This is a genomic window from Nocardioides sp. CER19 (genome assembly GCF_029846275.1).
Classification (GTDB): domain Bacteria; phylum Actinomycetota; class Actinomycetes; order Propionibacteriales; family Nocardioidaceae; genus Nocardioides.
In genome coordinates, this window is record NZ_JARVWS010000004.1 from 564,018 (window position 1) to 588,225 (window position 24,208).

Here is a 24,208-nt window from a genome sequence, read left to right on the forward strand (position 1 = left end):
CCGGGGGCCGACTTCTTTGGGGAGGTGTGCAGCCACGATGCGCAGTCATGCGGGCTCACGCGCACGTGGCGTGGTCGCCGCAGGAGCGGTCGTTCTCAACACCGCCCTCGTCGCGCCGCTCCTCGTGATCATCGTCCTCGGCATCGCCGAGACGGCATTCCTGATGAAGGACAACGTCGCCCTGAGCTCTCTGGTCCGCGACGGCGGCCACGCCGCCGCGTCCTCGGCCGCGTTGCGCGACGGCGACTCCCCCGCGCTCGGCACGGTGACCGCCGCAGCCATCGCCCGCGCCGAGTCGTCGCTGTCGAAGGCTGAGATCACCGAGCTCTGGATCTACAAGGCGGACGCAGGCGGCTTTCCTGCGGGCAACCCCGCCAACGACCACTTCCGCCGCTGCGAGACGGAGTGCATGGCCTACACGTGGGACGCCGACCGGCAGACGCTCGACTACGTCGGCGGTCAATGGGACGCGGACGACATCGACGTCTGTTCCGACGATCTCGGCGTCTACATGAAGGCGAACCACAGCATCCTCACCGGCGTCTTCTCCCAGGGCATCGGCATCAGCAAGCACGAGACCTTCCACGTCACCTCCGCCTCCGGAAGCTGCCAGATGGTGACCTCGTGACCGCCGTACGCCGACGTCGTCAGTCAGACCGCGGAGCCGTGATCGTGGAGTTCGCGCTGATCGCGCCGCTCCTGCTGATGCTCGTGTTCGGCATCATCGACTTCGGCTGGATGATCGACCGCAGCAACGTCATCAACAACGTCGCACGCGACGCCGCCCGATCAGCGAGCCTCGACGGCACCTACTCGGAGATCAACCAGGTCGTGACCGACGAGCTCCACGACATCGGTGTCACCGTCCCGAGTGCTGACGTGAACATCAGCATCACGTGCACGAACCCGGCCCCGGCCGCGAACTGCACCGGCGCGGGCGACTACAACGCCAACGCCAAGTCGGGTTCGGCGGTCAAGGTCACCATCGCGTACACCCACCACTGGATCACGCCCGTCGGTGCTCTGTGCGGCTTCTTCGGCGGCGGCTCCTGCACCGGCAACACCATCCTGCTGACCCGGACCTCGGAGATGATCAGGGAATGAGGCGCTTCTTCTCACGCCCCCGCCGTGAGCGTGGCGCCGTGGCGATCATGGTCGCCGCGCTGGCGATCGTCCTGTTCGGCGTCGCCGCCCTGGGCGTCGACCTCGCGTCTCAGGTCAACCGCAAGCACCTGCTCAAGAACCAGCTCGATGCCGCCGCGACCGCCGCCGCGTACTACCTGGACACCGATGCGACCGGGATCAGGGACGCCGCGACCAACGCGATCACCTATTTCGCGAAGAACGGTCAGGGGACCCTGAATCCGAGCCAGATCGACTTTTGGTGCGTGGTCGGTCGCAAGCTCAACGGCGACGGCACGCCGTTCGTCGTCAGCGGTGGCGGACAGGTGGCCGACTACCAGATCCCGAGCGCCGGCCAGACCGCAGGCGTCTGCAACCCCGATCCGGCGTCGGCGACCACGACCTGGAAACAGTCGGAGTACGGCAACCGGGTACGAGCCTGGGACAACTCGCACTACAGCATGACCTGCAACAACACCCTGTGCGCCGTTCCTTGCGCCCTGAGCGCCGGGCCAGCCAACAACTGGAGTCCGGGCACGTCGTCGTACAACGGCCTGCCGATCACCTGCAACACGATCCGCGTGGGCGCCAGCGCGGACGTGCCGTTCAGCTTCGCACCGGTTCTCGGGATCGACCAGGGATCGACCGGATCCCAGATCGCCGTCGCTTGCAAGGGCGTGTGCGGCGCGATCGCGCCTAATCCGATGGACGTCGTGATCGTCGCCGACCGCACGCTGTCGATGACGATGAACCCCGAGAACCACGACTACCGCGAGGACCTCGCCGACGGCATCAAGGGGATGCTCAAGGTGATGACGCCCGAACAGCAGTACGTCGCCTTCGGCGCCCTCGGCCCGAGCTACCTGAAGCGCTCCGAGAGCCCGGAGACGAAAGCCTGCAGCAGCACGGCGCACGGCCTGATCTTTCCAAGCAGTAACGAGACGATCGCTTCGGGTGGCTCGTGGATCCCGATCCAGTTCCACAAGGACTACAACACCCTGAACGCAGCGGGAGTCCGGACGCTCGACACCACCAACCCGCTCTACAAGGCGATCAGCTGCCTCAGCACGACGGATCCCCCCACCCGCACCGCGCTGGCGTCACCACTGAAGTCGGCCGCGCGCTACGTGCTGAACAAGCCGGGCGACACCAACAACGTCTCAGCGATCGGAGGCGCGGGACGGGCGGGCGTTCCGCGCAAGGTGATCATCTTCGAGACCGATGGCCAGCCGTGGGAGAACTTCACGACCGGCGGATCGACGAGCCTCGACAACAGCGGCGACATCTTCTCCAACTACAACGACTCTTCGACGCCTCCGGCGACGTCCACCTTCACCGTCGACGGGACGGTTCAGTCCGGTGCGCCCTCTGGGCTCTCGCCGGCGCCGCCGACGTCCTACACCAACGGCAGCAAATACACCTACACGTACAAGAACAAGTCAGTGACCACCGTGACGGCCAAGACGACGACGCTCTTCGGAGGCCAGCAGGCCTGCAAGAACTTCCAGGCCGTGGCTGAAGCCGCGAAGGCCGCGGGAGTGCTGCTCATCACCGTCGGCTACGCGACGAGCGGTCTGACGTGCAGCAGCTGCAACGCGCAACCGTCGTCGTGCAACTCGCCCCAGACGCCGCAGACGACCCTGACCGGGACACCGTCGAGCAATGGCTCGGCCTGGGTCAGCGACGTCTCGCCGAGTGCCTGCCGTGACAGCAGCAACGGCAAGGACGGCAGTCAGTCCAAGCCGTACGGCATCCTCACCAGCTGTAAGCAGAACATCACCGTCACGTACTCGGTGCCGATGAAGCAGAACGGCACGGTCACCGTTCAGCGTGCCGACGACCAGGTCATCACGTCGGTCCTCGCGAGTGCCGCCTCCCCCCGGGACAACGGTTCGTCCTCCGACTCGAACGGCTGCGGGAGCACGGCGGACATCACTGCGGAGAACGCAGACGGCGACTTCTTCTTCTGCGCTGCGAAGGGTCAGGACATGGCGCCGATCTTCATCACGGCGCTGAGCCAGGTGAGCAAGGGCGTCAAGCTGATCAACATGCCCCACTGACGCACCTCGGGGCGGCCCGACGCCGCTCCGCGGTCGAGGAGGCTACTTCGGCGAGTCGATGTCGAGGAGGCTACTTCGGCGGGTCGATGTCCGCCGGCTGCAGCTCCTCGACGTTGACGTCCTTGAACGTCAGCACCTTGACGTTCTTGGCGAACCGCGCCGGGCGGTACATGTCCCACACCCAGCAGTCGCTCATCGAGATCTCGAAGAACACGTCGCCGCCCTCGCTGCGCGCCTTCACGTCGACCTGGTTGCAGAGGTAGAAACGACGGTCCGTCTCGACGACGTACTTGAAGATGCCGACGACGTCGCGGTACTCCCGATAGAGCGTCAGCTCCATCTCGGTCTCGTACTTCTCGAGGTCCTCGGCGCTCATGCAGTCTCCTCCACAGGTCCCTCACCAGGTACGACGACGGGCAGGTCAGACTCTAGTCCGGAGGTCACCCCGGGCAGGCTCCAGGACCGTCGGTGGTGGGTGGTCGGGCCGAACCGCGCGAGGGCGTCGATGTGAGCCGGTGCGGAGTAGCCCTTGTTCTCGAGCCAGCCGTACTCCGGGTGCTCCCCGTCGAGCTCGACCATCAGCGCGTCGCGGGCGGTCTTGGCGAGGATGCTGGCGGCCGCGACGGCGGCGCAGGTGAGGTCCGCCTTGATGCGCGTGAGCACCGGCGGCAGGTCGATGAGCTCGTCGAGCGCAGGGGCGACGGGGAGCGCCGCGGGTGCGACAGGCACGTCGAACAGCGGCACCTCGACCGGCTCGACCAGCGGAGCCGGCGCCGGCGGGGTCAGGTAGTCGTGGTTGCCGTCGAGGAGCACCTGGTCGGGCACGATCGAGAGCTGGGCGAGCGCGCGGTGACCGGCGAGCCGGAGCGCCGGGATGATGCCGAACTCGTCGATCTCGCCCGGCGTGGCGTGGCCGACCGCCCAGCAGGCCGCCCAGCGCTGGATCTTAGGCACCAGCCGCTGCCGCGCCTCCGGGGTCAGCAGCTTGCTGTCACGCACGCCCTGGGGCGCCGTACGCGTCGTCTCGGAGATGACGACGACGCCGATGGTCACCGGTCCGCACAGCGCGCCGCGGCCTACCTCGTCACACGCCGCGAGGTGGCGCACTCCCCCGCGCAACAGGGTGCGCTCGAACCGGAGCGTCGGGGCGGCACTCATCGCGACGGCACCGCGTCGAAGCTGTCCGGACGGTGCTCGATCCGGAACTTGCTCGCCGGCCACACCACGGCGCCCACCTTGCCGACGACGAGGTCCTCCGCGACCCACGGCGAGTCGGAGCAGTCGGTCTCGTTGGGCGTGCACAGGTGGTAGGAGGAGTCGGCCGAATGGGCCCGGTTGTCGCCCATGACGAACAGCATGCCCTTCGGGACGCGCTGCGTCTTCCAGTGCTTCACGCCCGGCATCGGCCCGTAGCAGACCCCCGAGCTCCCGGGGGCGCATCCGGTCGCCGCCGGCCGGGCGTACGCCGACTCGTCGACCGGCTTGCCGTTCACGAGCAGCCTCCCCTGCTGGTCGCAGCACTCCACGACGTCGCCCGGTACCCCGATCACGCGCTTCACCAGGTGGCCGCCGGACGGATAGAGCCCCACCTTCGTCAGCAGCTGCGTCACGGGGTTGGACGCCTCGGAGACGTCCTCCGGGCCGAGCCAGCCACCCGGGTCCTTGAACACGACGACGTCGCCCCGCTGCGGCGTCCCGCCGAACCAGTACGACGGCTTCTCGACGAGGATCCGGTCGTTCTTGACCAGCCCCGGCTCCATCGACTCCGACGGGATGTAGAACGCCTGGACGAAGAGCGCCTTGATGAGGATGGCGAGGATCAGCGCCCCCGCCAGGAGCAGGATCGTCTCCTGCCAGACCGGCAGGTGCGGGTGGCGTGCCGACCCCCCAGACGCCGAGGACCGCGACCCTCCTCCGTCCGGTTCGACGGTGGAGATGTCGCGGTCCTCGTAAGTCACGCGCAGAGTCTAAGGAGACTCCGGCCCGGGGCCGGATCAGGCCTCGCGGCGCTCCTTGATCTTCGCCTTCTTGCCGCGCAGGTTGCGCAGGTAGTAGAGCTTCGCCCGGCGGACGTCACCGCGGGTGACGACCTCGAGGGTCTCGAAGATCGGGGAGTGCAGCGGGAAGGTGCGCTCGACGCCGACGCCGAAGGAGACCTTGCGGACGGTGAAGGTGCGACCGACGCCCGAGCCGTGGACGCGGATGACGACACCCTGGAAGACCTGGATACGGGACCGGTTGCCCTCGACGACCTTGACGTGCACCTTGACGGTGTCGCCGGCGCGGAAGTCCGGAACGTCGGTTCGCTTGTTGGTGTTGCCGATCTCGGCAAGCACGTTGGTCATGATCTCTCCTCGCAGATGCCACAGGTCAGCCGCGGTCTGGGAACTTGCTCTTCAGGTGGGGGCCTCGCCATGCTGGCCGGCGGCGTGCGGTTCCCCCTGTGGCAGGAGCCCGACGCGGACCCTCCGCTCGATCTTGCTCGGAGCGGTCCTTCGGCCGACGAAGACCAAGCGAAGAGTCTGCCACAGTCGCGTCAGGAGCCAGAAATCCGTCGCCGCTTCGTGAGAACCACCGCGCCCGGCGGCGCCTCCAGGTCCGGCCGCAGCCGGAACCCGGCCTTCTTGTACATCCGCTGGTTCTCGGCGCTGGCCACCCCCGTGAACAGCGCGTACGACGTCGCGGCCGGTGCGGCGACCGCCTGGATGTGCTCGAGCAGGACCCGGCCGAGGCCGCGGCCCTGCACGTCGGGCGCCACCATCAGCCGCCCGATGTCCCAGGCCTCGCCGTCGAGGCGCCCACGGACCGCCCCGACCAGCCGCCCGGCCACGCGGACGACGTAGTTGTCCCAGACGCGCAGCGACTCCTCGACGTCGGCGAGCGACTCGTGGAGCGCCGGGATGTCGAGCGAGTCGTTGGTCAGTGCCTCCTGGACCCAGCAGGCGCGCTGCAGGGTGAGGATCTCGCCGGCGTCGCCGCGGGTGGCGGGCACGATCTCCCACTCGCTGCCGGCGGCGCTGGCGTGCAGCAGGTCGGGCCGGCGCTCCGCGGTGCGGCGCAGCCGCTGCTCGTGGCGCCAGGCGGCGATCCGCGCGTGGTCACCGGAGAGGAGCACCGGCGGGACGTCGTACCCCTGCCAGGACGCGGGCTTGGTGTAGACGGGGTACTCCAGCAGCCCCGTCCCCTCGCCCGAGTGGGACTCCTCGACGAGGGACTCCGCATTGCCCATGAAGCCGGGCAGCAGCCGCACGACCGCCTCGGTGATGGCGAGCGCCGCCACCTCTCCCCCGTTGAGGACGTAGTCGCCGATGCTGATCTCCCGCACCTCGGCGACCTCGCGCGCGCGGTCGAGGACCCGCTGGTCGATCCCCTCGTAGCGCCCGCAGGCGAAGACGATCCGGTCGCGGGTGGCCAGATCGCTCGCGAGCGCCTGCGTGAAGGGCTCGCCGCTGGGCGTGGTGAAGACGACCGTCACACCCTCGCCGACGCCGAGCTCCTCGAACGCCTCCCCGAACGGCTCGGGCTTCATGACCATGCCCGCCCCACCGCCGTAGGGCGTGTCGTCGACGGTGCGGTGCCGGTCGTGCGTCCAGCTCCGCAGGTCGTGGACGTGCACCTCGAGGAGTCCACTGTCGATCGCCTTGCCGGGCAGGCTCAGCGAGAGCGGCGCGAGGTAGTCGGGGAAGATCGTGAGGTAGTCGAGCCTCACTCGTCCTCCTCCGGCAGCGGCGCGATGAGGCCCGGGCGGTCGTCGATGACGACCCTCTGCCCGGCGAGGTCGACGACCGGGACGAGCGCCTTGACGAACGGCACCAGCGCCTCGCGGCGGTCGGTCGTACGGATGGTCAGCAGGTCCTGGGCGCCGCCGTGGACGAGCCCGGTGACCTCGCCGAGGTGCGCGCCGTCCGTGCCGTACGCCGCCAGGCCGACCAGCTGGTGGTCGTAGTACTCGTCCGGGTCGTCGGGCGTCGCGTCGGCGGGGATGTCGACGTAGAGCAGCACGCCGCGCGCGGCCTCGGCGGCGTCGCGGCCGTCGAGCTCAGCGAAGAGCAGGTGGAGGATCCCCTGGTGCCAGCGGCTCCCCTCGACGGTGAGCGTGCGCTCCCCGAACGCCGACCCCTTGGGCGGCACCGCCCGCAGCGTCGTACCGTCCGCGAAGCGGCGCTCCGGCTCGTCGGTGCGCACGTCGATCGTCACGTGACCGCGGATGCCGTGCGGCTTGCCGATGCGGCCGACCAGGACCTCGATGGACTCCACGGGCGACATTGTTCCGCACGTCAAGGGTCTCTCGACCCTGGGCCACGCTGCCCGCCGCCGCTAACGTCGGCAGGGACCACTCGAGGAGGCGGCGGATGGACGACGACAGCCCGGTCCGGGAGCTCACGCTCGACGAGTGCTGGGACTTCCTGGCGACGCAGGAGCTCGGGCGGCTGGCGTTCCGGCTGACCGACGACGTCCACCTGGTGCCGGTGAACTACGCGGTGGACGGCAGGACCCTCCTGTTCCGCACCGCCCCGGGCACCAAGCTCGTCGGCGTCGAGCTGGGCGGGTCCGTCGCCTTCGAGGTCGACGAGGTGGACGGCGAGACCGCGCGCAGCGTCGTCATCCGCGGCCGGGCCAGGCGCCTCGAGGAGCCCGACGAGTACCGGGCCGACAACATCGCGCTCCACGTCTGGGTCGACACGCCGAAGTACTTCGTCGTCGAGCTGGCCCCCGACGAGATCACCGGCCGCGAGTTCAGCCTGCACCGGCCCTGGCGGCGCATCCGCCCGGCGGATTGACGCCCTGCCACTTCCGGCACCGGCAGCGGCACGAGGCCGCGCACCGCGCGGACGCCGCCGGCCTGCGCTCCTGGGTCGCCGGCGCCAGGTACCACGTCGTCCAGGTCATCGCCGCGCACACCGTCGGTCGCGGCTACCGCCTGGACCGCGACGGCGACGTCAGCGCCCGCTGAGCGGCTCCGCCGTCAGGACTCCCCTGCCGCGTACGTCGAGCACACCAGCTCGCGCAGCCGCTCGGCGTCCGCACGCTCGTGGGCGTGGAGCAGGCCGAACGTGAAGCCGCTCACGCCCGCCGGGACGCCGCTCACCAGCCGTCGAAGCGTCGCCTCGGCGACCACGGCGTCCTGGAGGTCGCCGAGGATCCGCTGGATCCCCTTGAACCGCTTCCGCTGCTTCTTGCCGTGCCCCAGCGGGCGTAGCAGCTCGCCGGCGTAGCGCGCCCGCTTGGCGGCCTTGCGCGCGCGGTGCAGGTCGTCGTCGGCTCGGGACGCGCAGGCCTCCTCCAGCCGGCGCTCGGCCTTCCGCGCGGCCTTGCGGGCCCGCTTGCGCAGCCGGCGGGCGTCCGCCTCGTCGACCGGTGGCTCGCGGCGCCAGGTCTGCAGCAGGTCCTGGACCGCCTGGTAGCGCTCCGAGGTCATCGCCTTCGCCAGCTCCTCCTCGGCATGGACCTGCTCCGCCAGGAGGGTGCCGTCGATGCGGGACGTGACCGGGCCGAGGACCTGGTCGGCCGGCAGGTCGGCCAGCGCGGCGGAGAACCTCGACCGCTGCACCTGCCGGTCGCGCACCTCGCCGAGCCGGCCGGCGTACCAGCGCAGCTCCTCGTCGGCCTCCGCGACGTCGGCCGGCGCGAGGCGGAGCAGCGGGGCGAAGACCCGGACGGTGCTGCGCAGCCGGCGGGCGGCGACGCGGGTCGCGTGGATCGCCTCGGCGTCGGGGAGACGGGCGGCTCCGGTGAGGACCGCGTCGGCCTGGTCGCGCAGGTAGGCGGTGAGCGGATCGTCGGACTGGTCAGTCGTCATGCGGCCTCCTCCACCGAGCAGACCTCCACGGTAGCCGGGGAAGCAGAACGGGCGTCATCCCGAGGTGGGATGACGCCCGTTCCGAGCGTGTGCTCGACCTCAGCGGCGGTCGACGTCGACGAAGTCGATCCGCGCGCCGTTCTTGCCCGCGAGGGCCCCGATCACCGTGCGGAACGCGGAAGCCGTGCGGCCGCCGCGGCCGATCACCTTGCCGAGGTCGTCGGGGTGGACCCGGACCTCGAGGATCGACCCGCGCCGCAGCTGCTTGTCACGCACCACGACATCGTCGGGGTGGTCGACCACGCCGCGGACGAGGTGCTCGAGCGCCTCGGCGAGCATGATCAGGCCCCAGAAGTGGGCTCAGCGGCGGGCGCCTCGGCCTCAGCCGGGGCGTCCTCGGCGGGAGCCTCGGCGGCCGGGGCCTCCTCGGCCTTCTTCTCGGTCTTCTTCGACGCCTTGGTCACGGCCTCGGAGGTCGGGGCGGAGTGAGCCTCGGCGAGCGCCTTGTTGAAGAGCTCGAGCTTGTCCGGCTTCGGAGCGGCGACCTTGAGGGTGCCCTCGGTGCCCGGGAGGCCCTTGAACTTCTGCCAGTCACCGGTCACCTTGAGGATCGCCTCGACGGCCTCGGTCGGCTGGGCGCCGACGCCGAGCCAGTACTGCGCGCGCTCGGAGACCACCGCGATGAAGGACGGGTCCTCCTTGGGGTGGTACTTGCCGATCTCCTCGAGCACCCGGCCGTCGCGCTTCTTGCGCGAGTCGACGACGACGATGCGGTACTGCGGGACCCGGATCTTGCCCAGGCGCTTCAAACGGATCTTGACGGCCACGTCTGTGGTATTCCTTCGGAATTCGTGTGTGGGTGAGGATCGCGCGACCAGGTGGGGAACACCGACGCCCGCTCCTCGGCGGACGCTGCACGGCCGGTGAGAGGGGCCGCCCGTACAGGACTCGACGGGCAAGTCTGCCAGAGGTGCCGCCGCGGGTCGAAATCCGACCGCTACCCGACCAGCGTCCCGCGCAGCACGACGGCCGCCGGCCTGGCCAGCACCGTGAGGTCCGCGAGCGGGTCGGCATCGTAGACGATGAAGTCGGCCTCGCTGCCCTCCGCCAGGTCGGGCGTGAAGCCGAGCCACTCGCGCGCCCGCCAGGACGCGGCGCCGAGCGCGACGTCGGCGGGCAGGCCGATGCGGTGCAGTGCGACGACCTCCTCGTGGAGGACACCGTGGCGCTGGTTGCCGGCCCCGTCGGAGCCGGCGAAGAGCGGCACCCCGGCGTCGTACGCGCTCATGAGCGTCTCGCGGCGCCGCGCGTAGAGGTCGGTCATCGTCGAGGCGTAGGTGGGGAACTTCGGTTCCGCGGCGGCGGCCAGCCCCGGGAAGATCTCGGTCTGGACGACGGTCGGCACCAGCGCCGTGCCGCGCTCGGCCATCGCGTCGACGAGATCGGGCGTGAGGCCGGTGCCGTGCTCGATGCAGTCGATGCCGGCCTCGATGAGGCCGGGCAGCACGTCGCGGCCGAAGCAGTGGGCGGTGACCTTCGCGCCCGCGTCGTGGGCGATCTTGACCGCCTCGGCGAAGTCCTCGGCCGAGAACGACGGCGTCAGGTCGCCGACCTCGCGGTCGATCCAGTCCCCGACGAGCTTGACCCAACCGTCGCCGCGGCGGGCCTGCTGGGCGATGGCGGCCGCCAGGTCGGCGGGCTCGACCTCGTCGGCGAAGTTGCGCATGTAGCGGCGCGTGCGGGCGACGTGCCGGCCCGCCCTGATCAGGCGCGGCAGGTCGTCGCGCTCCTGGATCCAGCGGGTGTCGGCCGGCGTACCGCAGTCACGGACGAGCAGGGCGCCACCGTCACGGTCGGCGATCGCCTGCTGCTCGGTCTCCTCCTTGCTGACCTCGCCGTCGTTGCCGAGACCGAGGTGGCAGTGCGCGTCGACGAGGCCAGGCACGATCCAGCCGCTCGCGATCGTCTCGGCCCCCGCCTGGTGCTCGTAGGTGACCCGGCCCTCGACGACGAAGAGGTCGTGGACCTCGCCGCCGGGAAGGACCGGGCCGTGGAACCGGAGCGCCGTCATGTGCGGCACGTTACCGGTCGGCCGAGGCGTCGTACGGGCCCCTCCCAGGGGCGGTCACCCGCACGACGCCTCGGTCTCGTCACCGCCGTCGGGTGGTCAGCCCCCAGCCGAACGGGTAGAGCGGGTCGTAGTTCGCGTCACCCACGTTGATCGGCTCCTGGTCGAGCGTGCGCGGCCAGGTGACCGGCAGCTTGCCGGTGAAGGCACGGGTGCCGAACAGGTCGTCCGCCACGCCTGCGCCCTCGCTACCGGGCAGCCACGAGGCGACGATCGCGTCGGCCTCGGCGACCACCTCGGGCGGCAGGATGATCGGCCGTCCGGACACCACGAGCACGGTGCAGCTGGCGGCCTGCGAGCAGACCTTGTCGATCGCCGTACGGTCCGCGGCGGAGAGCTGCATCGTCTGCGGCTGCCGCGGCACGCCGTGGTCGCCGGGGTCGTAGGCCCACTGGGGACCGCCGACGTCACCGAAGCCCTCGGCGTACGGCGTCTCGCCGACCACCACCACACCGGCCGCGTTCGACGGCACCGCCGCCGAGGCGTCGGCACTGTAGGTCGCACCCGGGGCGTACTGCTTGATGCCGTCGAGGATGGTCGTGCCGGGGATGACGTTGGTCGACCCGCCTTGCCAGGTCAGCGTCCAGCCGCCGGCCTGGTTGCCGATGTTGTTGGCGTTGCTGCCGGCGACGTAGACCGGCCGGTCGGCGCGCGCGTGCAGGGGCAGGGTGCGGCTCGAGTTCTTGAGCAGCACCTGCGACTCGGCCGCGGCCCGTCGGGCGAGCGCGTGGTGCGCCGCGTCGCCGACGGTCGACTGCAGCGACCGGTCGGTGAACGGGTGCTCGAACAGCCCGAGGTTGAACTTCGCCGTCAGGATCCGGCTCACCGCGTCGTCGATGCGGCTGATCGGCACCTGGCCGGAGTTCACCAGCCCGGTCAGCGTCGGGATGAACACGTCCCAGCCGTTCGGGTTGTTGGGCGCCTGGATCGGCTCCATGAACATGTCGACGCCTGCGAGCACCGACGTCTTCACCTGGGCGGTGTAGTCGCCCGGCAGCTGCCGGATCGCCCGCCAGTCGCTGATGACGAAGCCGTCGAAGTGCTGCTGTCCCTTGAGCCAGCCGGTGATGAGCTCACGGTTGGCGTGCATCTTGACCGCGCCGTCCTGCCCGTCGGTGAGACCGTCGGTGAAGTCGACGCTGGAGAACGACGGCATGACCGAGCCGACGTGGTGCCGCTTGATCGCCGGCTTGTAGACCGACAGCGCGTACTTCTCGAACTCGGCGCGGGTCACGTGGTCGACGCCCTGGTCGATCGGGTAGGCCCCGGTGCCGGCCTTGCTGGCGTCGTAGGTCGTCAGCCCGTCGCCCGCGAAGTGCTTGGCGGTCGCGAGGACGTGGTCGCGCTGGTCGAGCTGGCCCGGGTGACCCTGGAGGCCGTCGATCACGGTCTCCATCGACTCCACGAGCTTCGGGTCCTCACCGAAGGACTCGTAGGTGCGGCCCCACCGGTCGTCACGCGCGACGCAGATGCACGGCGCGAAGACCCACGGGACGCCGGACGCGCGCGTCTCGATGGCCGTGACGTGGCCGATCTTCTCGACCAGCTTGGGGTCCCGGGTGGCACCGAGCCCGATGTTGTGCGGGAAGACGGTGGCGCCCTGCATGTTGCCGTGACCGTGGACCGAGTCGACCCCGTAGATCATCGGGATCCCGAGACGGGTGGCGAGCGCCGCCCGCTGGTAGCGGTCGACCATGTCGGCCCAGCCCGCCGCGTTGTTCTGCGCGGGCGTCGAGCCGCCCCCGGAGAGGATGCTGCCGAGACCGTAGGTCGTGATGAGCGAGGGGTTGGCGTCGATGTCGATCCGCTCGGCCTGCGTCATCTGGCCGATCTTCTCGGCGAGGGTCATCCGGCCGAGCAGGTCGGCGACGCGCGTCTTCGTGGACAGCTTCGGGTTGAGGTACGCCGGCCCGTGGCTGTGCTGGCTGTGATGGCTGTGGTGGCCGTACCGGTCGTGCCGGGTCGCATGGTGCGCGTCGGCCGTCGGGGTGGCGAGGAAGGCGAGGCCGAGGGTGGCCGCGGTCGTGGCGCTCAGGACCGCCAGCCGGGTCTTGCGAGACCGTCGGCGACCGATGGGGCGATGGTGGGATTGCTGCAGAGACAGCACGTGAGCCTCCTCCCGGGATGTCCCGACGCCTCGGCTCAGAGACGCGGGGCGCGACGACCGCGCGCGACCCACTTTGTTGCGTACGTCACATTCCGGTCAACCGTTACGCGTCCGTAACTTGGGAGCGCTCCGACGGTGGTCGGACCTCAGAGCCGGTCGAGCAGCCACGTCGGGCTGAGCGTCGCGGCGAAGCCGGAGACGTTGGCCTGGAGGGCCCGGTCGGCGGTCACGACGGCGACCCGCTGGCCCCGGTCGGCCGCACTGCGGGCCTCGGCCACGATCGCCGAGTCGCCGTCGCGGGCTGCGTGCACGGTGCGGACATGGGCGTCGCGGCCGGCCTTGGCGCCGGACTTCGCCTGCCCCTCGAGGACGAGTACGACGACGTCGTACTCGATGTCGGCGACGAGCAGGGCTTCGTGCAGTCGGCGAGCCGCGCCCGCGCGGTCCTTCCACCACCCGTCGGGGCGTGCCCCGACGACGTTGGCCGCATCGACGACGAGGACGCTGGACACGTCATCGACCCTAGCCGCGCGGGGTGCGGCGGACGACGATGGGGGCATGAGGTTCACCGACGCCCAGCTGGCCTACCTGCGCTCACAGTTGCTGGGCCGGCTCGCGACGGTCGGCCCCGACGGCGGGCCGCAGAACAACCCGGTCGGCTACCGGGTCGACGACCAGCACCGGATCGTCATCGGAGGCGCCCGGATGGGCGCGTCGCGGAAGTTCCGGAATGTCCAGCGACACCCGCAGGTGGCGTTCGTGGTCGACGACCTGGCCTCGGTGAAGCCGTGGCGGCCGCGGATGCTCGAGATCCGCGGTACCGCAGAGGCGCTCACCGACGCCGAACCGTTCGGGCCGGGCTACTCCCCCGAGCTCATCCGCATCACGCCGGAGAAGGTGTTCGCCTTCGGACTGGAGTGAGGCTGTGTCGGCCACGTGTCACCGTGACCGTCGGGGCCACGGGTGACCGTTCGGAGGTGTCACTCTCTTCCCAAGAGGTCACGGTGACCGTTCGGCGAGCGACCAACCGATCCGACGCACCCAACCGTCGGCCGCTCACCGCGGGCCGGTGTCACTTGAGGTACTTGGAGAAGTCCTTCGGAAGGTTGAGCTGCGCGGCGGCCGCCTCGTAGTCGACCTCCTCGCCCCCGGGGTTGCCGAAGGGGTTCGCGGCGGCGGGCTTCTTCTCGGACTCCGCCTTGGCCTGGGCGGCCGCCTTCGCCGGGTTGCCGGACTTGCGGGCGCCCTTGCCCTTCTTCTGCTTGGCCTGCTGCTTGGCCCCGGCGCGCTTGCCGAACGCCGCACCGGGAGCGCCGGGCATGCCGGGCATACCGCCGCCGGAGGCGAGCTGGCGCATCATCTTCGCGGCCTCGCCGAAGCGGTCGATGAGCTGGTTGACGTCGGAGACGGCGCGGCCCGAGCCCTTCGCGATGCGGGAGCGGCGGGAGCCGTCGATGATCTTGGGGTTGGCCCGCTCGGCAGCGGTCATCGACTGGATGATCGCCTGGATCCGGTCGATCTCGCGCTCGTCGAAGTTGGCGAGCTGCTCGCGGAACTGGCCCATGCCGGGCAGCATCCCCATCAGCTTCGACATCGAGCCGAGCTTGCGCAGCTGCTGCATCTGCTGGAGGAAGTCGTCGAGGGTGAAGTCGCCGGTCGCGACCTTCTCCGCCGCCTTGGCCGCTTGCTCGGCGTCGAACGCCTTCTCCGCCTGCTCGATCAGGGTGAGCATGTCGCCCATGTCGAGGATCCGGCCGGCCATCCGGTCGGGGTGGAAGAGGTCGAAGTCGGTCATCTTCTCGCCGTTGGAGGCGAACATGACCGGCTTGCCGGTGAGGCTGACGATCGAGAGGGCGGCACCACCACGCGCATCGCCGTCGAGCTTGGTGAGGACCACGCCGTCGTACCCGACGCCGTCGAGGAAGGCCTGCGCGGTGGTGACCGCGTCCTGACCGATCATCGCGTCGACGACGAAGAGGACCTCGTCGGGCTCGATCGCGTCGCGGATGTCGGCCGCCTGCTTCATCATCTCGGCGTCGATGCCGAGCCGGCCGGCGGTGTCGACGATGACGACGTCGTGGAGGGTGCGCTTGGCCTCGTCGATGCTCTGCCGCGCGACCGCCACCGGGTCACCGACGCCGTTGCCGGGCTCGGGGGCGAAGACGGGTACGCCGACCCGCTCGCCGTTGACCTGGAGCTGGTTGACGGCGTTCGGCCGCTGCAGGTCGCAGGCGACGAGGAGCGGCGACTTGCCCTGCTCCTTGAGCCAGCGGGCGAGCTTGGCGGCGAGGGTCGTCTTGCCGGCGCCCTGGAGGCCGGCGAGCATGATGACGGTCGGGCCGGTCTTCGCGTAGCGCAGCCGGCGCGTCTCGCCACCGAGGATCGTGATGAGCTCGTCGTTGACGATCTTGACGACCTGCTGGGCCGGGTTGAGCGCCTGGGAGACCTCGGCGCCGCGGGCGCGCTCCTTGACGGCAGCGACGAACTCGCGGACGACCGGCAGGGCGACATCCGCCTCCAGCAGCGCGATGCGGATCTCGCGCGCGGTGGCGTCGATGTCGGCCTCGGAGAGCCGGCCCTTGCCTCGCAGGTTCTTGAAGGTGTCGGCGAGCCGGTCGGAGAGCGTGGCGAACAAGTTCTGGTCCTCAGGATCAGTCGGGTGGATCGACGCCCAAGCCTAACCGGCGGTCATGGTCATCGAGGTATGCAGGCGAGTGCACACTGCCCACGCGGAGTTCCGCACGGGAGGTGAGGGCTGGGCTGCATACCTCGACGAGCAGTCACAGCAGCTCCCCCGACAGTGCCGCCCGGACCGCGTGCGCAGCCTGCGCGGCCCGCTGGTCGCTGAGTACGCCGGCCGACGACTCCTGCACGTAGAACACGTCGACGGCCTGCGGCCCGAGCGTGTCGACGTGCGCCGACCGGACCGTGACGTCGAGCCGAGCGAGGGCGGCGCAGACGAGGTAGACGACGCCGGGCCGGTCGGTGGCGCGGACCTCCAGCACGGTCGCCTGCGTCGACGCCTCTGGGCGTACGGCGACACTCGGGGCGAGCGTCGAGCTGTCGGCCGGTCGCAGCCGGCTCGCCGGGTCGACCCGGCGCTCGGCGATCGCGGTGAGGCGCTCCCGGAGCACCGCGGGGTCGAGGCCCTCCTCGTCGAGCTCCCAGACGGAGACGCCGTAGGCGTCCTGGGCCCAGGCCCGCGCCGCCCGGACCCGGAGCCGCTGCACGGCGAACGTCGCGGCGATGTCGGCCAGCAGGCCGACCCGGTCCGGGGCGATGACCGTGACCCGCGTCCCGTCGGCCACCGGCTCGACGTCGAGCGAGGCCCCACCGGCGCGGACCTGCGGAGGGACGGGCACGTCCTCGGTGACGATCGCCGGCAGCGCGGTCCCGGTGTCGAGTGCGACCCGCGCCCGGCGGGCGAGGTCGAGCACGAGCGAGGCGCGCCAGGACGACCACGCCTTCGGGCTGGTGGCCCGGGCATCGGCCTGGGTCAGGGCGGCGAGCAGGTCCAGCGCCGCCGGGTCGGTGACGACCGAGGTGATCGCCTCGACGGTGCCCGGGTCGTCGGGATCGCGGGTCGTCGCGACGGAGGCGAGCAGCAGGTGCCAGCGCACCAGGGTCTCGACCAGCTCCACGGCGTCCGGCTCGAAGCCCATCCGGGTCGCGACCTCCCGCGCGATGGGCGCACCGGCGACGCTGTGCTCGGTGAGGCTGCCCTTGCCGATGTCGTGCAGCAGCGCGGCGACCATGAGCACGTCGGGCCGGGCGACCGTGCGGATGAGCGCCGCCGCCTCGATGCAGGTCTCCACCACGTGCCGATCGACGGTGAAGCGGTGGATCGCCGAGGCGTGCGGGAGCAGCCGGATCCGCTCCCACTCGGGCAGCAGCCGGTCGACCGCGCCGGTCTCGTCGAGGGTCTCCCACACCGCCCTCAGCCCGTGGCCGGCGGCGAGGAGGCGCACGAACAGCCGGCGGGCCTCCGCCGGCCACGGCACCGGCAGGGGCGCGCCCTCCTGGGCGAGCCGCGCGACGGTGGCCGGCGCGAGCACGACGTCCTGCTCGGCGGCCAGGGCCGCGGCCCGCAGGAACAGCAGCGGGTCCTCGGCCGGCCGGGCGCCGGGGGCGAGCACGACCTCGCCACCCGACAGCGCGACGCCCGGGCCGAGCGGGGTCAGGTCGGGCCGGCGCGGCCGCACCCGGGTCGGGCGGTCGATCAGCGCGTCGACCCGCCGCCAGGTCAGCCGCGAGAGGTGGGTGATCCGACGCCCGATCCGACGCACGTGCACCTGGGCGGCGCGCTCGTCCGGCAGGCCGAGCCGCTCGGCCAGCTCCGCCCACATCTCGGGCCCCACGCGGTCGGTGGCCCGCCCTGCGAGGTCGTGCACGTGGTCGCGCACGTCGAGCAGCTCCTGCCGACGCGGCTCGAGGTCGGTGTGCGGCACGTCGACCAGCCACGTCGCCACCAGCGCCTTGAGGATCGTCGCGTCCCGCAAGCCCCCGGCCGCCTCCTTGAGGTCCGGCACGCTTGCGTGTGCCAGCTCGCCGAGCAGCTCGTGGCGCTGCATGACCAGACGCCGGAGCTCCGGCAGCCGCGTGCGGGCGTGCCGGCGCCAGTGGGCGAGCATCGTGGTGCGCAGCCGCAGGGTCAGGTTGGGGTCCCCCGCCAGGTGACGGACGTCGAGCAGCCCGAGCGCGACCCGCACGTCGCCGTCGGCCGCCGAGACCATCTCGGGCAGCGACCGCAGCGAGTGGTCGAGGTCCGCCCCGGAGTCCCACAGCGGGTACCAGACCTTCGTCGGCGTCTCCCCCAGGTCGACGCCCTCGTCGTGCACGAGGACCACGTCGAGGTCCGAGTACGGCGCCAGCTCGCCGCGGCCGAAGCCGCCGACCGCGACGAGCGCCGCTCCCTGCGTCGGACCGGCCGAGGCGTCGTACGCCTCCACGCAGAGACCGTCCGCCGCTGCGGTCCGTCGGGCTCGCTCGGCGGCGGTCACGGGGTGGCGGTCACAGGGGTGGCGGTCAGATCGCCGCGTCGTCGCGGTCGCCGGTGCGGACGCGTACGACGCCCTCGATGGCGGACACCCACACCTTGCCGTCGCCGATCCGACCGGTCTGGGCGCTCCTGACGATCGTGTCGACGACCACGTCCGCGTCGGCGTCCTCGACGACGATCTCCAGGCGGATCTTCGGGACCAGCGCGACGTCGTACTCCGCACCCCGGTAGACCTCGGTGTGGCCCTTCTGCCGTCCGTAGCCGCTGACCTCGCTGACCGTCATGCCGGTGACACCGACGGACTCGAGAGCGACGCGGACGTCCTCCCACTTGTGCGGCTTGATGACCGCGGTGACGAGCTTCATGGTTCTCCTCATGTTCCTCGGTCCCGCGTCGCGGGCCGGCGGACGACCTGGGGCGATTGTGCCGGATGCGGGACGGCCCGGCCCCTGTTGGAGCCGGGCCGTCCCTCGGTGCTGTCAGATGGCGGCGGCGTCGCGGTCGCCGGTGCGGACCCGCACGACCGTCTCGACCGCGCTCACCCACACCTTCCCGTCGCCGATCCTGCCGGTCTGGGCCGTCTTGACGATGATCCCGACCACGTCGAGGGCGTCGCCGTCCTCGACGACGATCTCGAGGCGGATCTTCGGGACCAGCGCGATGTCGTACTCGGCGCCGCGGTAGACCTCGGTGTGGCCCTTCTGCCGTCCGTAGCCGCTGACCTCGCTGACCGTCATGCCGGTGACACCGAACGTCTCCAGCGCCTCGCGGACGTCCTCCCACTTGTGCGGCTTGATGACCGCCGTCACGAGCTTCATGCGAGGACCCCCGTCCCGGCGGCGATGTCGTACGCCGACTCGCCGTGCTGGTCGCCGTCGATGCCCTCGATCTCGGCCTCCTCGCCGATCCGCCAGCCGATCGTGTACTTGATGCCGAGGGCGATGCCCGTCGTCAGGACCCCGGTCCACACGATGGTGAACAGCGCCGCGAGGATCTGGTCGCCCAGGGAGGCGAACCCGCCGCCGTAGAACAGACCGTTGATCCCCCCGGGCGCGTCCGCGCTGGACAGGAACCCGATGAGGAGCGTGCCGACGAGGCCGCCCACGAGGTGCACCCCGACGACGTCGAGCGAGTCGTCGTACCCGAGCTTGTACTTGAGGCCGACCGCCACGGCGCACAGCGCGCCGGCGACCGCGCCCACGATGATCGCCCCCGTGAGCGTCACCGCGCCGCAGGCCGGGGTGATGGCGACCAGGCCGGCGACGATGCCCGAGGCCGCGCCGAGCGAGGTGGCCTTGCCGTGGAGGAAGCGCTCGACCAGGAGCCAGGCGAGCATCGCCGCGGCCGTGGCGATCGTCGTGTTGAGGAACGTGATGCCGGTCTCGCTGCGGAACTGCTTGCTGATCGCGTCGTCCGAGTCACCCGTGAACACGATCGAGCCGACGTTGAAGCCGTACCACCCGAACCACAGCAGGCCGGCGCCGATCATCGTGAGCGTGAGGTTGTGCGGGCGCATCGGCTCGCGGCCGAACCCGAGACGCTTCCCGATGACGAGCACGAGGACCAGGCCGGCGATGCCGGCGTTGATGTGGACCACGGTGCCGCCGGCGTAGTCCTGCGGGACCGTCGAGCCGCCGCTGAGCTTGTCGGCCAGCCAGCCGCCACCCCAGACGTTGTGGGCGACCGGGAAGTAGCAGAGCGTCAGCCAGACGGGGATGAAGACCACCCAGGCGGACATCTTCACGCGGTCGGAGATCGCGCCGCTGATCAGCGCGACGGTGATGGCCGCGAAGGTCAGCTGGAAGACCACGAAGATGTGATTGCCGCCGGTGATGCCGTCGAGCCCCCACATCGTGAACGGGTTGGCGATGAGGTTGCCGTTGCCGTTGCCGACGCCGTCACCGCCCCACCCCTCGGACCAGCCCCACAGCACCATGACGATGCTCGCGATCGCGAACGCGACGAACGACATCATCATCATGTTCAGGACCGACTTGGACCGCGTCATGCCACCGTAGAACAGCGCGAGCGCGGGCACGGTCATCATCAGGACCAAGGCTGTCGCCACCAGCATGAAGGCGTAATAGCCGTCCACAGAACCTCCAGAAGACATTCCGACGGCGAGTGCTCGGTCGTGTCCGGCCCCTCGCCCTACCTGTCGATCACGTTCGTCCGCCGAGGTTTCGACGCGCGCCGCCACGTGTTGCGTGCGTGTAACAGAATCCGCGATCGGGTGACGCGGGCATTACGGCCCTCGTCCGTCGGGCCGTCCGCCGCGGCTCGACTACGCTGCACGGCGCACCGTCGGACCGACGTCGGACCAAGGAGAGATGCGCGTGACCCGGTTGGCCGTGATGGCGCACTTCGACGTCAGCGGTGAGGTGCGGCCGCACGTGCGGCGGCAGGTCGAGCACCTCCGCCGGGCGTTCGACGAGCTGGTCGTGGTCTCCACCGCGAAGCTCACCGACGCCTCCCGCGCGTGGCTCACCGCCCGGAGCACGCTGCTCGAGCGGGACAACGAGGGCTACGACTTCGGCTCCTACAAGGCCGGGCTCGACGCCGCCCGGCAGGACCTGTCGACGTACGACGACGTGGTGGTGTGCAACGACAGCTTCGTCGGGCCGCTGGTGGACTGGGCGCAGATCCTGTCGACGATGGCCGCGCGGGGCTGTGACTTCTGGGGACTGACGGAGTCGCGCCAGCACGTCAGGCACGTCCAGAGCTACTGCCTCGGCTTCCGCTCCACGGCGCTCGCCTCGCCCGCGTTCCGGAGGTTCTGGGACGACTTCGAGCCGACCTCGGACCGTGAGCAGGTCATCCAGCGCTACGAGCTCGGCCTGTCCCGGCGACTCCGCAAGGCCGGACTGAAGCAGGCTGCTTACTTCACCGAGACCGACGGCGACAGGCGCACCGCTCGGCGGCGGATGGCCTGGTGGGCGCTGCAGCGCGAGCCCGCGCCCCGGACGCGGGCCCAGTGGGCGGCGTGGCGCGAGCGCACGCGTCGGCCGTGGAACCCGACCGTCGTGCTCGCCGACCGTGCGCTCGACGGCGCCCGGCTGCCCCTCGTGAAGGTCGAGACCATCCGTCACGACCTGCACCGACTGGGCTCGGGCCGGCTGCTCGCTGCCTGCGAGGCCGCCTACCCGGACGACTTCGCGGGGGTGCGGGACTTCCTCGAGGACACCGCGGCCGCCTACGCCATGCGGCCGGGCGACGTGCTGCACCTCCCGCCGGTGCCGCTGCGCTGGGCCGGGCGCCTCGTCCGCTACCGGACCCGCGCGCGGGCGCGGGCGGCCCGAAGGTAGCCCCCGGTAGCCGCCGGTAGCCCCCGGTAGATTGTCGTCTCGTGCCCGAGCATGCCGTCGACATCGACATCTCCGACCCGAACACCAGCCACGCCCAGGTCATCGACCTGATCGGTCATGACAAGCGGGTCCTCGACGTCGGGTGCTCGACCGGTGAGCTCGGCCGCGTCCTCGCCACGCGTGGCTGCCGCGTCATCGGCCTGGAGGTCGACGCCGCGGCGGCCGCCGTCGCCGAGCAGCACCTGGAGCGAGTCGTCGTCGCCGACGTGGACAGCACTCCGCTCTCGGAGCGCTTCGAGGCCGCCGGCTTCGACGTCGTCGTCTTCTCCGACGTGCTCGAGCACCTCGCCGACCCTCACGCCGCCCTCACCGAGGCGGCCCGGCTGCTGGGACCGAACGGCAGGATCGTCGTCTCGGTCCCCAACGTCTCGCACGGCTCGGTCCGGCTGGCGCTGCTGCAGGACCGACCCGACGCGGGCCCGGGTCTGCTCGACGGCGACCGCGTGCGCCTCTTCACGCGGCAGCGCCTCGTCGACCTGCTCGCCGGCGCCGGTCTCGTCCTCGACGACCTCCGGGGGACGCTCGCCGACCCGCTGGACGCCGGCGTCGCGCTCGACCCGCACGATCTGCCGGTCGGCGCCGCCGAGTGGGTGCGCGGTCGGCCCGACGCCCTGGTGCGGGGCTTCCAGTGCGCGGCCCGGCCGGCCGGCGACGGCGAAGCCGCCGTACCGGAGCTCGTCCCTGCCGTGCCGGCCGCGGCGGTGCCGGCCCCGGCGGTGCCGGCCGCCGAGGCCCTGACCGCGGAGTCCGAGCAGGCGGCGCGGCAGGCTCTGGTCGAGCGCGACCGCGTCGTCGGGCTGGAGGCGAGCCTGGCCACCGCCACGGAGCGGATCGCCGCGATGGAGGACGAGCTCGGGAGCCTGCGCGCCCGCGACGAGCGCCAGAAGGACGAGATCGGACGGCTCCGCAAGCGGGTCGGGGCGCTCGAGCACGACCTCGCCGCGGCCCCTCGGGGTGTCGCCGGTCTCCTGCGGGACGTCTACCGCAAGATCCGCCGCTGATCGGCGCGCTTCGCCTTGCGGTTCAGTGCCGCTCGGCGGAGCCGCTCGCGGCGCTGCCGCACCCGGTTCGCCAGCCGCGTCCTCAGGCCGCCGCGCTTCCGCAGGGTCCGGACATTGTTGACGAAGCGCTCGCGCTTGTCGGAGTCGCCCCACCTGGCCTCGATCGTGGCCATCTCCCAGTCGCTGACGCTGCCGTCGCGAGTGACCGACTCGAAGTGGTGGAGCACGACGTCGTGCAGCCAGAGCAGGCGGAGTCCGTCGCGGCGCAGCTTGAAGCAGAGGTCGACGTCGTTGTAGTTGGACGGGAGCGACTCGGAGAAGCCGCCGACGGCCCAGTAGTCGCTGCGCCGCACGGCGAGGCAGGCGCCGGTGAGCGCCGACACCTCACGGTTGACCCAGAGCTCGCCGAGCGCACCCGGGGAGTCCGCGGGCTCGCGGTAGTAGGCGTGGTAGACGCTCGGGCCGTAGCGCACCCCGGCGTGCTGGATGCGCCCGTCCTCGAAGAGCAGCTTGGCGCCGGTCGCACCGACCTCGGGCTCCCGGAGCGGCGCGACCAGGCGGTCGAGCACGTCGGTGCCGCTCGCCTGCACGTCGTCGTTGAGGAAGACGAGGACGTCGCCCGTGGCCTTGATGGCACCGACGTTGCACTTCGCGGCGAAGTTGAACTTCTCGTGGAAGGGCACGAGCTGCAGGGTCACGCCGGGGATCGCGCGCAGCTCGTCGAGCACCGCGGGCGGCGTCGGGTCGTCGTAGACGACGACGAACTCGACCGCATGCCTCCTGCTGCTCTCCGCCATGGAGCGCACCGTCTCGGTCACCAGCGTCCGCGGCTCGCCCCAGATCCGCGCGCGCGTGCCGATCGTCGGGATGATGACGCTGACCGTGGTCGTCGCGTCAGGTCGGCGGTCCACCTGGACCAGCTCGGGCAGCTTGCCGGGGCCAGCGGTCGCCTCGATCCCTGACCGGTCGAGATGCTGCTGCACGACGCCGATCCGGGCCTCACGTGCGGCGGTCGCCGCGGCGACCCCGTCCGTGGCAGGGACCGGTGTCTCACAGAGGATGTACGGCACGCGCGCGACCCGGTCGGTGTGCTCGCTGATGCGCAGGTGGAGGTCGTAGAGCCCGAGGTCGTCGGTCGCCCCGAGACCGCCGGCGCTCGCGAGGGTGGAGCGGCGGACGACCGTCAACCGGCCGAGATAGTCCTGGTGCCGCAGCCGCTCCGGGGACCACTCCGGCCGCCGGTGGACGGCCCGTCGCTCGCCGGCCTCGTCGATCATCCCCTCGTCGCCGTAGACGACGTCGTAGCCGTCCGTCGCCAGAGCCGCGCCGATCCGCTCCAACGCCCGAGAGTGCAGCCGGTCGTGCTGCCCGAGCACGGCGACGTACTCGCCGTGGGCCGCTGCGGCGAGCCCGGCGCCGTTCGCCGCCTCGACGACCCGGACGCGCGGCTCGGCAGCGGTCAGCTCCGCCAGACGCTCGCGCACCCAGGGGGTGTCCTGGGGGTCGGCGAGGAGCCACTCCCAGTCCCCGGCCTGCGGCAGCACGGCCCTCACCGTGCGCTCGAACGCGTCCCGGCTCGGATGGTCCAGAACGGTGAGCAGGGAGAGCTGGGGCGGCATGGGCGTC

The 24,208-nt window shown here is 71.2% G+C and carries 25 protein-coding genes and 1 pseudogene; 7 read left to right on the forward strand and 19 right to left on the reverse strand.

Going from position 1 to position 24,208, the window contains the following annotated elements; all coding sequences use genetic code 11:
- Positions 1 to 37 precede the first annotated feature (37 nt).
- Both QDS12_RS22205 and QDS12_RS22210 read left to right on the forward strand, forming a co-directional pair.
- Positions 38 to 628 (forward strand): pilus assembly protein, encoded by a 591-nt coding sequence (locus QDS12_RS22205; RefSeq protein WP_279883241.1) that lies wholly within the window; start codon positions 38 to 40, stop codon positions 626 to 628.
- Positions 629 to 672: 44 nt separating this feature from the next.
- Positions 673 to 1,104, forward strand: coding sequence for a pilus assembly protein (locus QDS12_RS22210; RefSeq protein ID WP_279883243.1), 432 nt, complete (start codon positions 673 to 675; stop codon positions 1,102 to 1,104).
- A gap of 2,148 nt (positions 1,105 to 3,252) precedes the next feature.
- Here QDS12_RS22210 and QDS12_RS22215 read toward each other — a convergent pair.
- The 7 genes and pseudogenes from QDS12_RS22215 to rimM form a co-directional block, all read right to left on the reverse strand.
- Complete coding sequence (locus QDS12_RS22215) at positions 3,253 to 3,558, reverse strand: DUF2469 domain-containing protein (protein ID WP_279883245.1); 306 nt, start codon at positions 3,556 to 3,558, stop codon at positions 3,253 to 3,255.
- Positions 3,555 to 4,340: a ribonuclease HII gene (locus QDS12_RS22220; protein ID WP_279883247.1), complete on the reverse strand. Its 786-nt coding sequence runs from the start codon at positions 4,338 to 4,340 to the stop codon at positions 3,555 to 3,557. Before QDS12_RS22220 ends, QDS12_RS22215 begins: the two co-directional genes overlap by 4 nt.
- A complete protein-coding gene (gene lepB, locus QDS12_RS22225; protein ID WP_279883249.1) occupies positions 4,337 to 5,140 on the reverse strand; it encodes a signal peptidase I in 804 nt (267 codons plus the stop codon). Before lepB ends, QDS12_RS22220 begins: the two co-directional genes overlap by 4 nt.
- A 36-nt stretch (positions 5,141 to 5,176) precedes the next feature.
- Entirely contained in the window at positions 5,177 to 5,527 is a 351-nt protein-coding gene (gene rplS, locus QDS12_RS22230; RefSeq protein ID WP_279883251.1) for a 50S ribosomal protein L19, read from the reverse strand.
- 191 nt (positions 5,528 to 5,718) lie between these two features.
- Positions 5,719 to 6,174: a GNAT family N-acetyltransferase gene (locus QDS12_RS22235; RefSeq protein ID WP_279883525.1), complete on the reverse strand. Its 456-nt coding sequence runs from the start codon at positions 6,172 to 6,174 to the stop codon at positions 5,719 to 5,721.
- Positions 6,175 to 6,210: 36 nt separating this feature from the next.
- A pseudogene (gene trmD, locus QDS12_RS22240) lies at positions 6,211 to 6,891 on the reverse strand (tRNA (guanosine(37)-N1)-methyltransferase TrmD); the annotation flags it as partial.
- Positions 6,888 to 7,448 (reverse strand): ribosome maturation factor RimM, encoded by a 561-nt coding sequence (rimM, locus tag QDS12_RS22245; protein WP_279883253.1) that lies wholly within the window; start codon positions 7,446 to 7,448, stop codon positions 6,888 to 6,890. The pseudogene trmD and the gene rimM, both read right to left, overlap by 4 nt.
- A gap of 86 nt (positions 7,449 to 7,534) precedes the next feature.
- Between rimM and QDS12_RS22250 the strand changes: the two genes are divergently transcribed.
- Both QDS12_RS22250 and QDS12_RS22255 read left to right on the forward strand, forming a co-directional pair.
- The gene (locus QDS12_RS22250) at positions 7,535 to 7,963 is read left to right on the forward strand and encodes a pyridoxamine 5'-phosphate oxidase family protein (RefSeq protein ID WP_279883255.1); all 429 of its coding nucleotides are present in this window, start codon (positions 7,535 to 7,537) and stop codon (positions 7,961 to 7,963) included.
- Complete coding sequence (locus tag QDS12_RS22255; RefSeq protein ID WP_279883257.1) at positions 7,960 to 8,136, forward strand: hypothetical protein; 177 nt, start codon at positions 7,960 to 7,962, stop codon at positions 8,134 to 8,136. The genes QDS12_RS22250 and QDS12_RS22255 overlap by 4 nt, the downstream gene beginning before the upstream one ends.
- A gap of 12 nt (positions 8,137 to 8,148) precedes the next feature.
- Here the strand turns inward: QDS12_RS22255 and QDS12_RS22260 are convergent, their stop codons facing one another.
- The 6 genes from QDS12_RS22260 to QDS12_RS22285 all read right to left on the reverse strand — a co-directional run bounded on the left by QDS12_RS22260 (position 8,149) and on the right by QDS12_RS22285 (position 13,729).
- Positions 8,149 to 8,982 (reverse strand): CHAD domain-containing protein, encoded by an 834-nt coding sequence (locus tag QDS12_RS22260; RefSeq protein ID WP_279883259.1) that lies wholly within the window; start codon positions 8,980 to 8,982, stop codon positions 8,149 to 8,151.
- Positions 8,983 to 9,081: 99 nt separating this feature from the next.
- The gene (locus QDS12_RS22265; RefSeq protein WP_279883260.1) at positions 9,082 to 9,321 is read right to left on the reverse strand and encodes an RNA-binding protein; all 240 of its coding nucleotides are present in this window, start codon (positions 9,319 to 9,321) and stop codon (positions 9,082 to 9,084) included.
- 2 nt (positions 9,322 to 9,323) lie between these two features.
- Positions 9,324 to 9,809: a 30S ribosomal protein S16 gene (gene rpsP / locus QDS12_RS22270; protein WP_279883262.1), complete on the reverse strand. Its 486-nt coding sequence runs from the start codon at positions 9,807 to 9,809 to the stop codon at positions 9,324 to 9,326.
- 170 nt (positions 9,810 to 9,979) lie between these two features.
- The gene (locus QDS12_RS22275; protein WP_279883264.1) at positions 9,980 to 11,053 is read right to left on the reverse strand and encodes an amidohydrolase family protein; all 1,074 of its coding nucleotides are present in this window, start codon (positions 11,051 to 11,053) and stop codon (positions 9,980 to 9,982) included.
- 79 nt (positions 11,054 to 11,132) lie between these two features.
- A complete protein-coding gene (locus QDS12_RS22280; RefSeq protein ID WP_279883266.1) occupies positions 11,133 to 13,217 on the reverse strand; it encodes a glycoside hydrolase family 3 protein in 2,085 nt (694 codons plus the stop codon).
- A 146-nt stretch (positions 13,218 to 13,363) separates the two neighbouring features.
- The gene (locus tag QDS12_RS22285; RefSeq protein ID WP_279883268.1) at positions 13,364 to 13,729 is read right to left on the reverse strand and encodes a hypothetical protein; all 366 of its coding nucleotides are present in this window, start codon (positions 13,727 to 13,729) and stop codon (positions 13,364 to 13,366) included.
- Positions 13,730 to 13,775: 46 nt separating this feature from the next.
- On the opposite strand from QDS12_RS22285, the gene QDS12_RS22290 reads away from it, so the two are divergent.
- Positions 13,776 to 14,138, forward strand: a complete 363-nt coding sequence (locus tag QDS12_RS22290; RefSeq protein WP_279883270.1) for a PPOX class F420-dependent oxidoreductase — start codon at positions 13,776 to 13,778, stop codon at positions 14,136 to 14,138.
- Positions 14,139 to 14,289: 151 nt separating this feature from the next.
- On the opposite strand, the gene ffh is transcribed toward QDS12_RS22290, so the two are convergent.
- The 5 genes from ffh to QDS12_RS22315 form a co-directional block, all read right to left on the reverse strand.
- On the reverse strand, positions 14,290 to 15,852 hold the full coding sequence (ffh, locus tag QDS12_RS22295; RefSeq protein ID WP_279883273.1) for a signal recognition particle protein: 1,563 nt from the start codon (positions 15,850 to 15,852) through the stop codon (positions 14,290 to 14,292).
- Positions 15,853 to 15,997: 145 nt separating this feature from the next.
- Positions 15,998 to 18,217 carry a [protein-PII] uridylyltransferase gene (locus QDS12_RS22300; RefSeq protein WP_279883275.1) on the reverse strand — a complete coding sequence of 740 codons (2,220 nt, stop codon included), beginning with the start codon at positions 18,215 to 18,217 and terminating at the stop codon, positions 15,998 to 16,000.
- A 25-nt stretch (positions 18,218 to 18,242) separates the two neighbouring features.
- Positions 18,243 to 18,581, reverse strand: coding sequence for a P-II family nitrogen regulator (locus QDS12_RS22305; RefSeq protein ID WP_279883276.1), 339 nt, complete (start codon positions 18,579 to 18,581; stop codon positions 18,243 to 18,245).
- Positions 18,582 to 18,695: 114 nt separating this feature from the next.
- Positions 18,696 to 19,034, reverse strand: a complete 339-nt coding sequence (locus QDS12_RS22310) for a P-II family nitrogen regulator (protein WP_279883277.1) — start codon at positions 19,032 to 19,034, stop codon at positions 18,696 to 18,698.
- Entirely contained in the window at positions 19,031 to 20,329 is a 1,299-nt protein-coding gene (locus QDS12_RS22315; RefSeq protein WP_279883279.1) for an ammonium transporter, read from the reverse strand. Before QDS12_RS22315 ends, QDS12_RS22310 begins: the two co-directional genes overlap by 4 nt.
- Positions 20,330 to 20,552: 223 nt before the next feature.
- Here QDS12_RS22315 and QDS12_RS22320 point away from each other — a divergent pair, with 223 nt between their 5' ends.
- Both QDS12_RS22320 and QDS12_RS22325 read left to right on the forward strand, forming a co-directional pair.
- Positions 20,553 to 21,521 (forward strand): rhamnan synthesis F family protein, encoded by a 969-nt coding sequence (locus tag QDS12_RS22320; RefSeq protein WP_279883280.1) that lies wholly within the window; start codon positions 20,553 to 20,555, stop codon positions 21,519 to 21,521.
- A 41-nt stretch (positions 21,522 to 21,562) separates the two neighbouring features.
- A complete protein-coding gene (locus tag QDS12_RS22325) occupies positions 21,563 to 22,582 on the forward strand; it encodes a class I SAM-dependent methyltransferase (RefSeq protein ID WP_279883283.1) in 1,020 nt (339 codons plus the stop codon).
- Here the strand turns inward: QDS12_RS22325 and QDS12_RS22330 are convergent.
- Complete coding sequence (locus QDS12_RS22330) at positions 22,561 to 24,201, reverse strand: glycosyltransferase (protein WP_279883286.1); 1,641 nt, start codon at positions 24,199 to 24,201, stop codon at positions 22,561 to 22,563. The two genes, QDS12_RS22325 and QDS12_RS22330, sit on opposite strands and share 22 nt — an antisense overlap.
- Between the last annotated feature and the right edge of the window lie 7 nt (positions 24,202 to 24,208).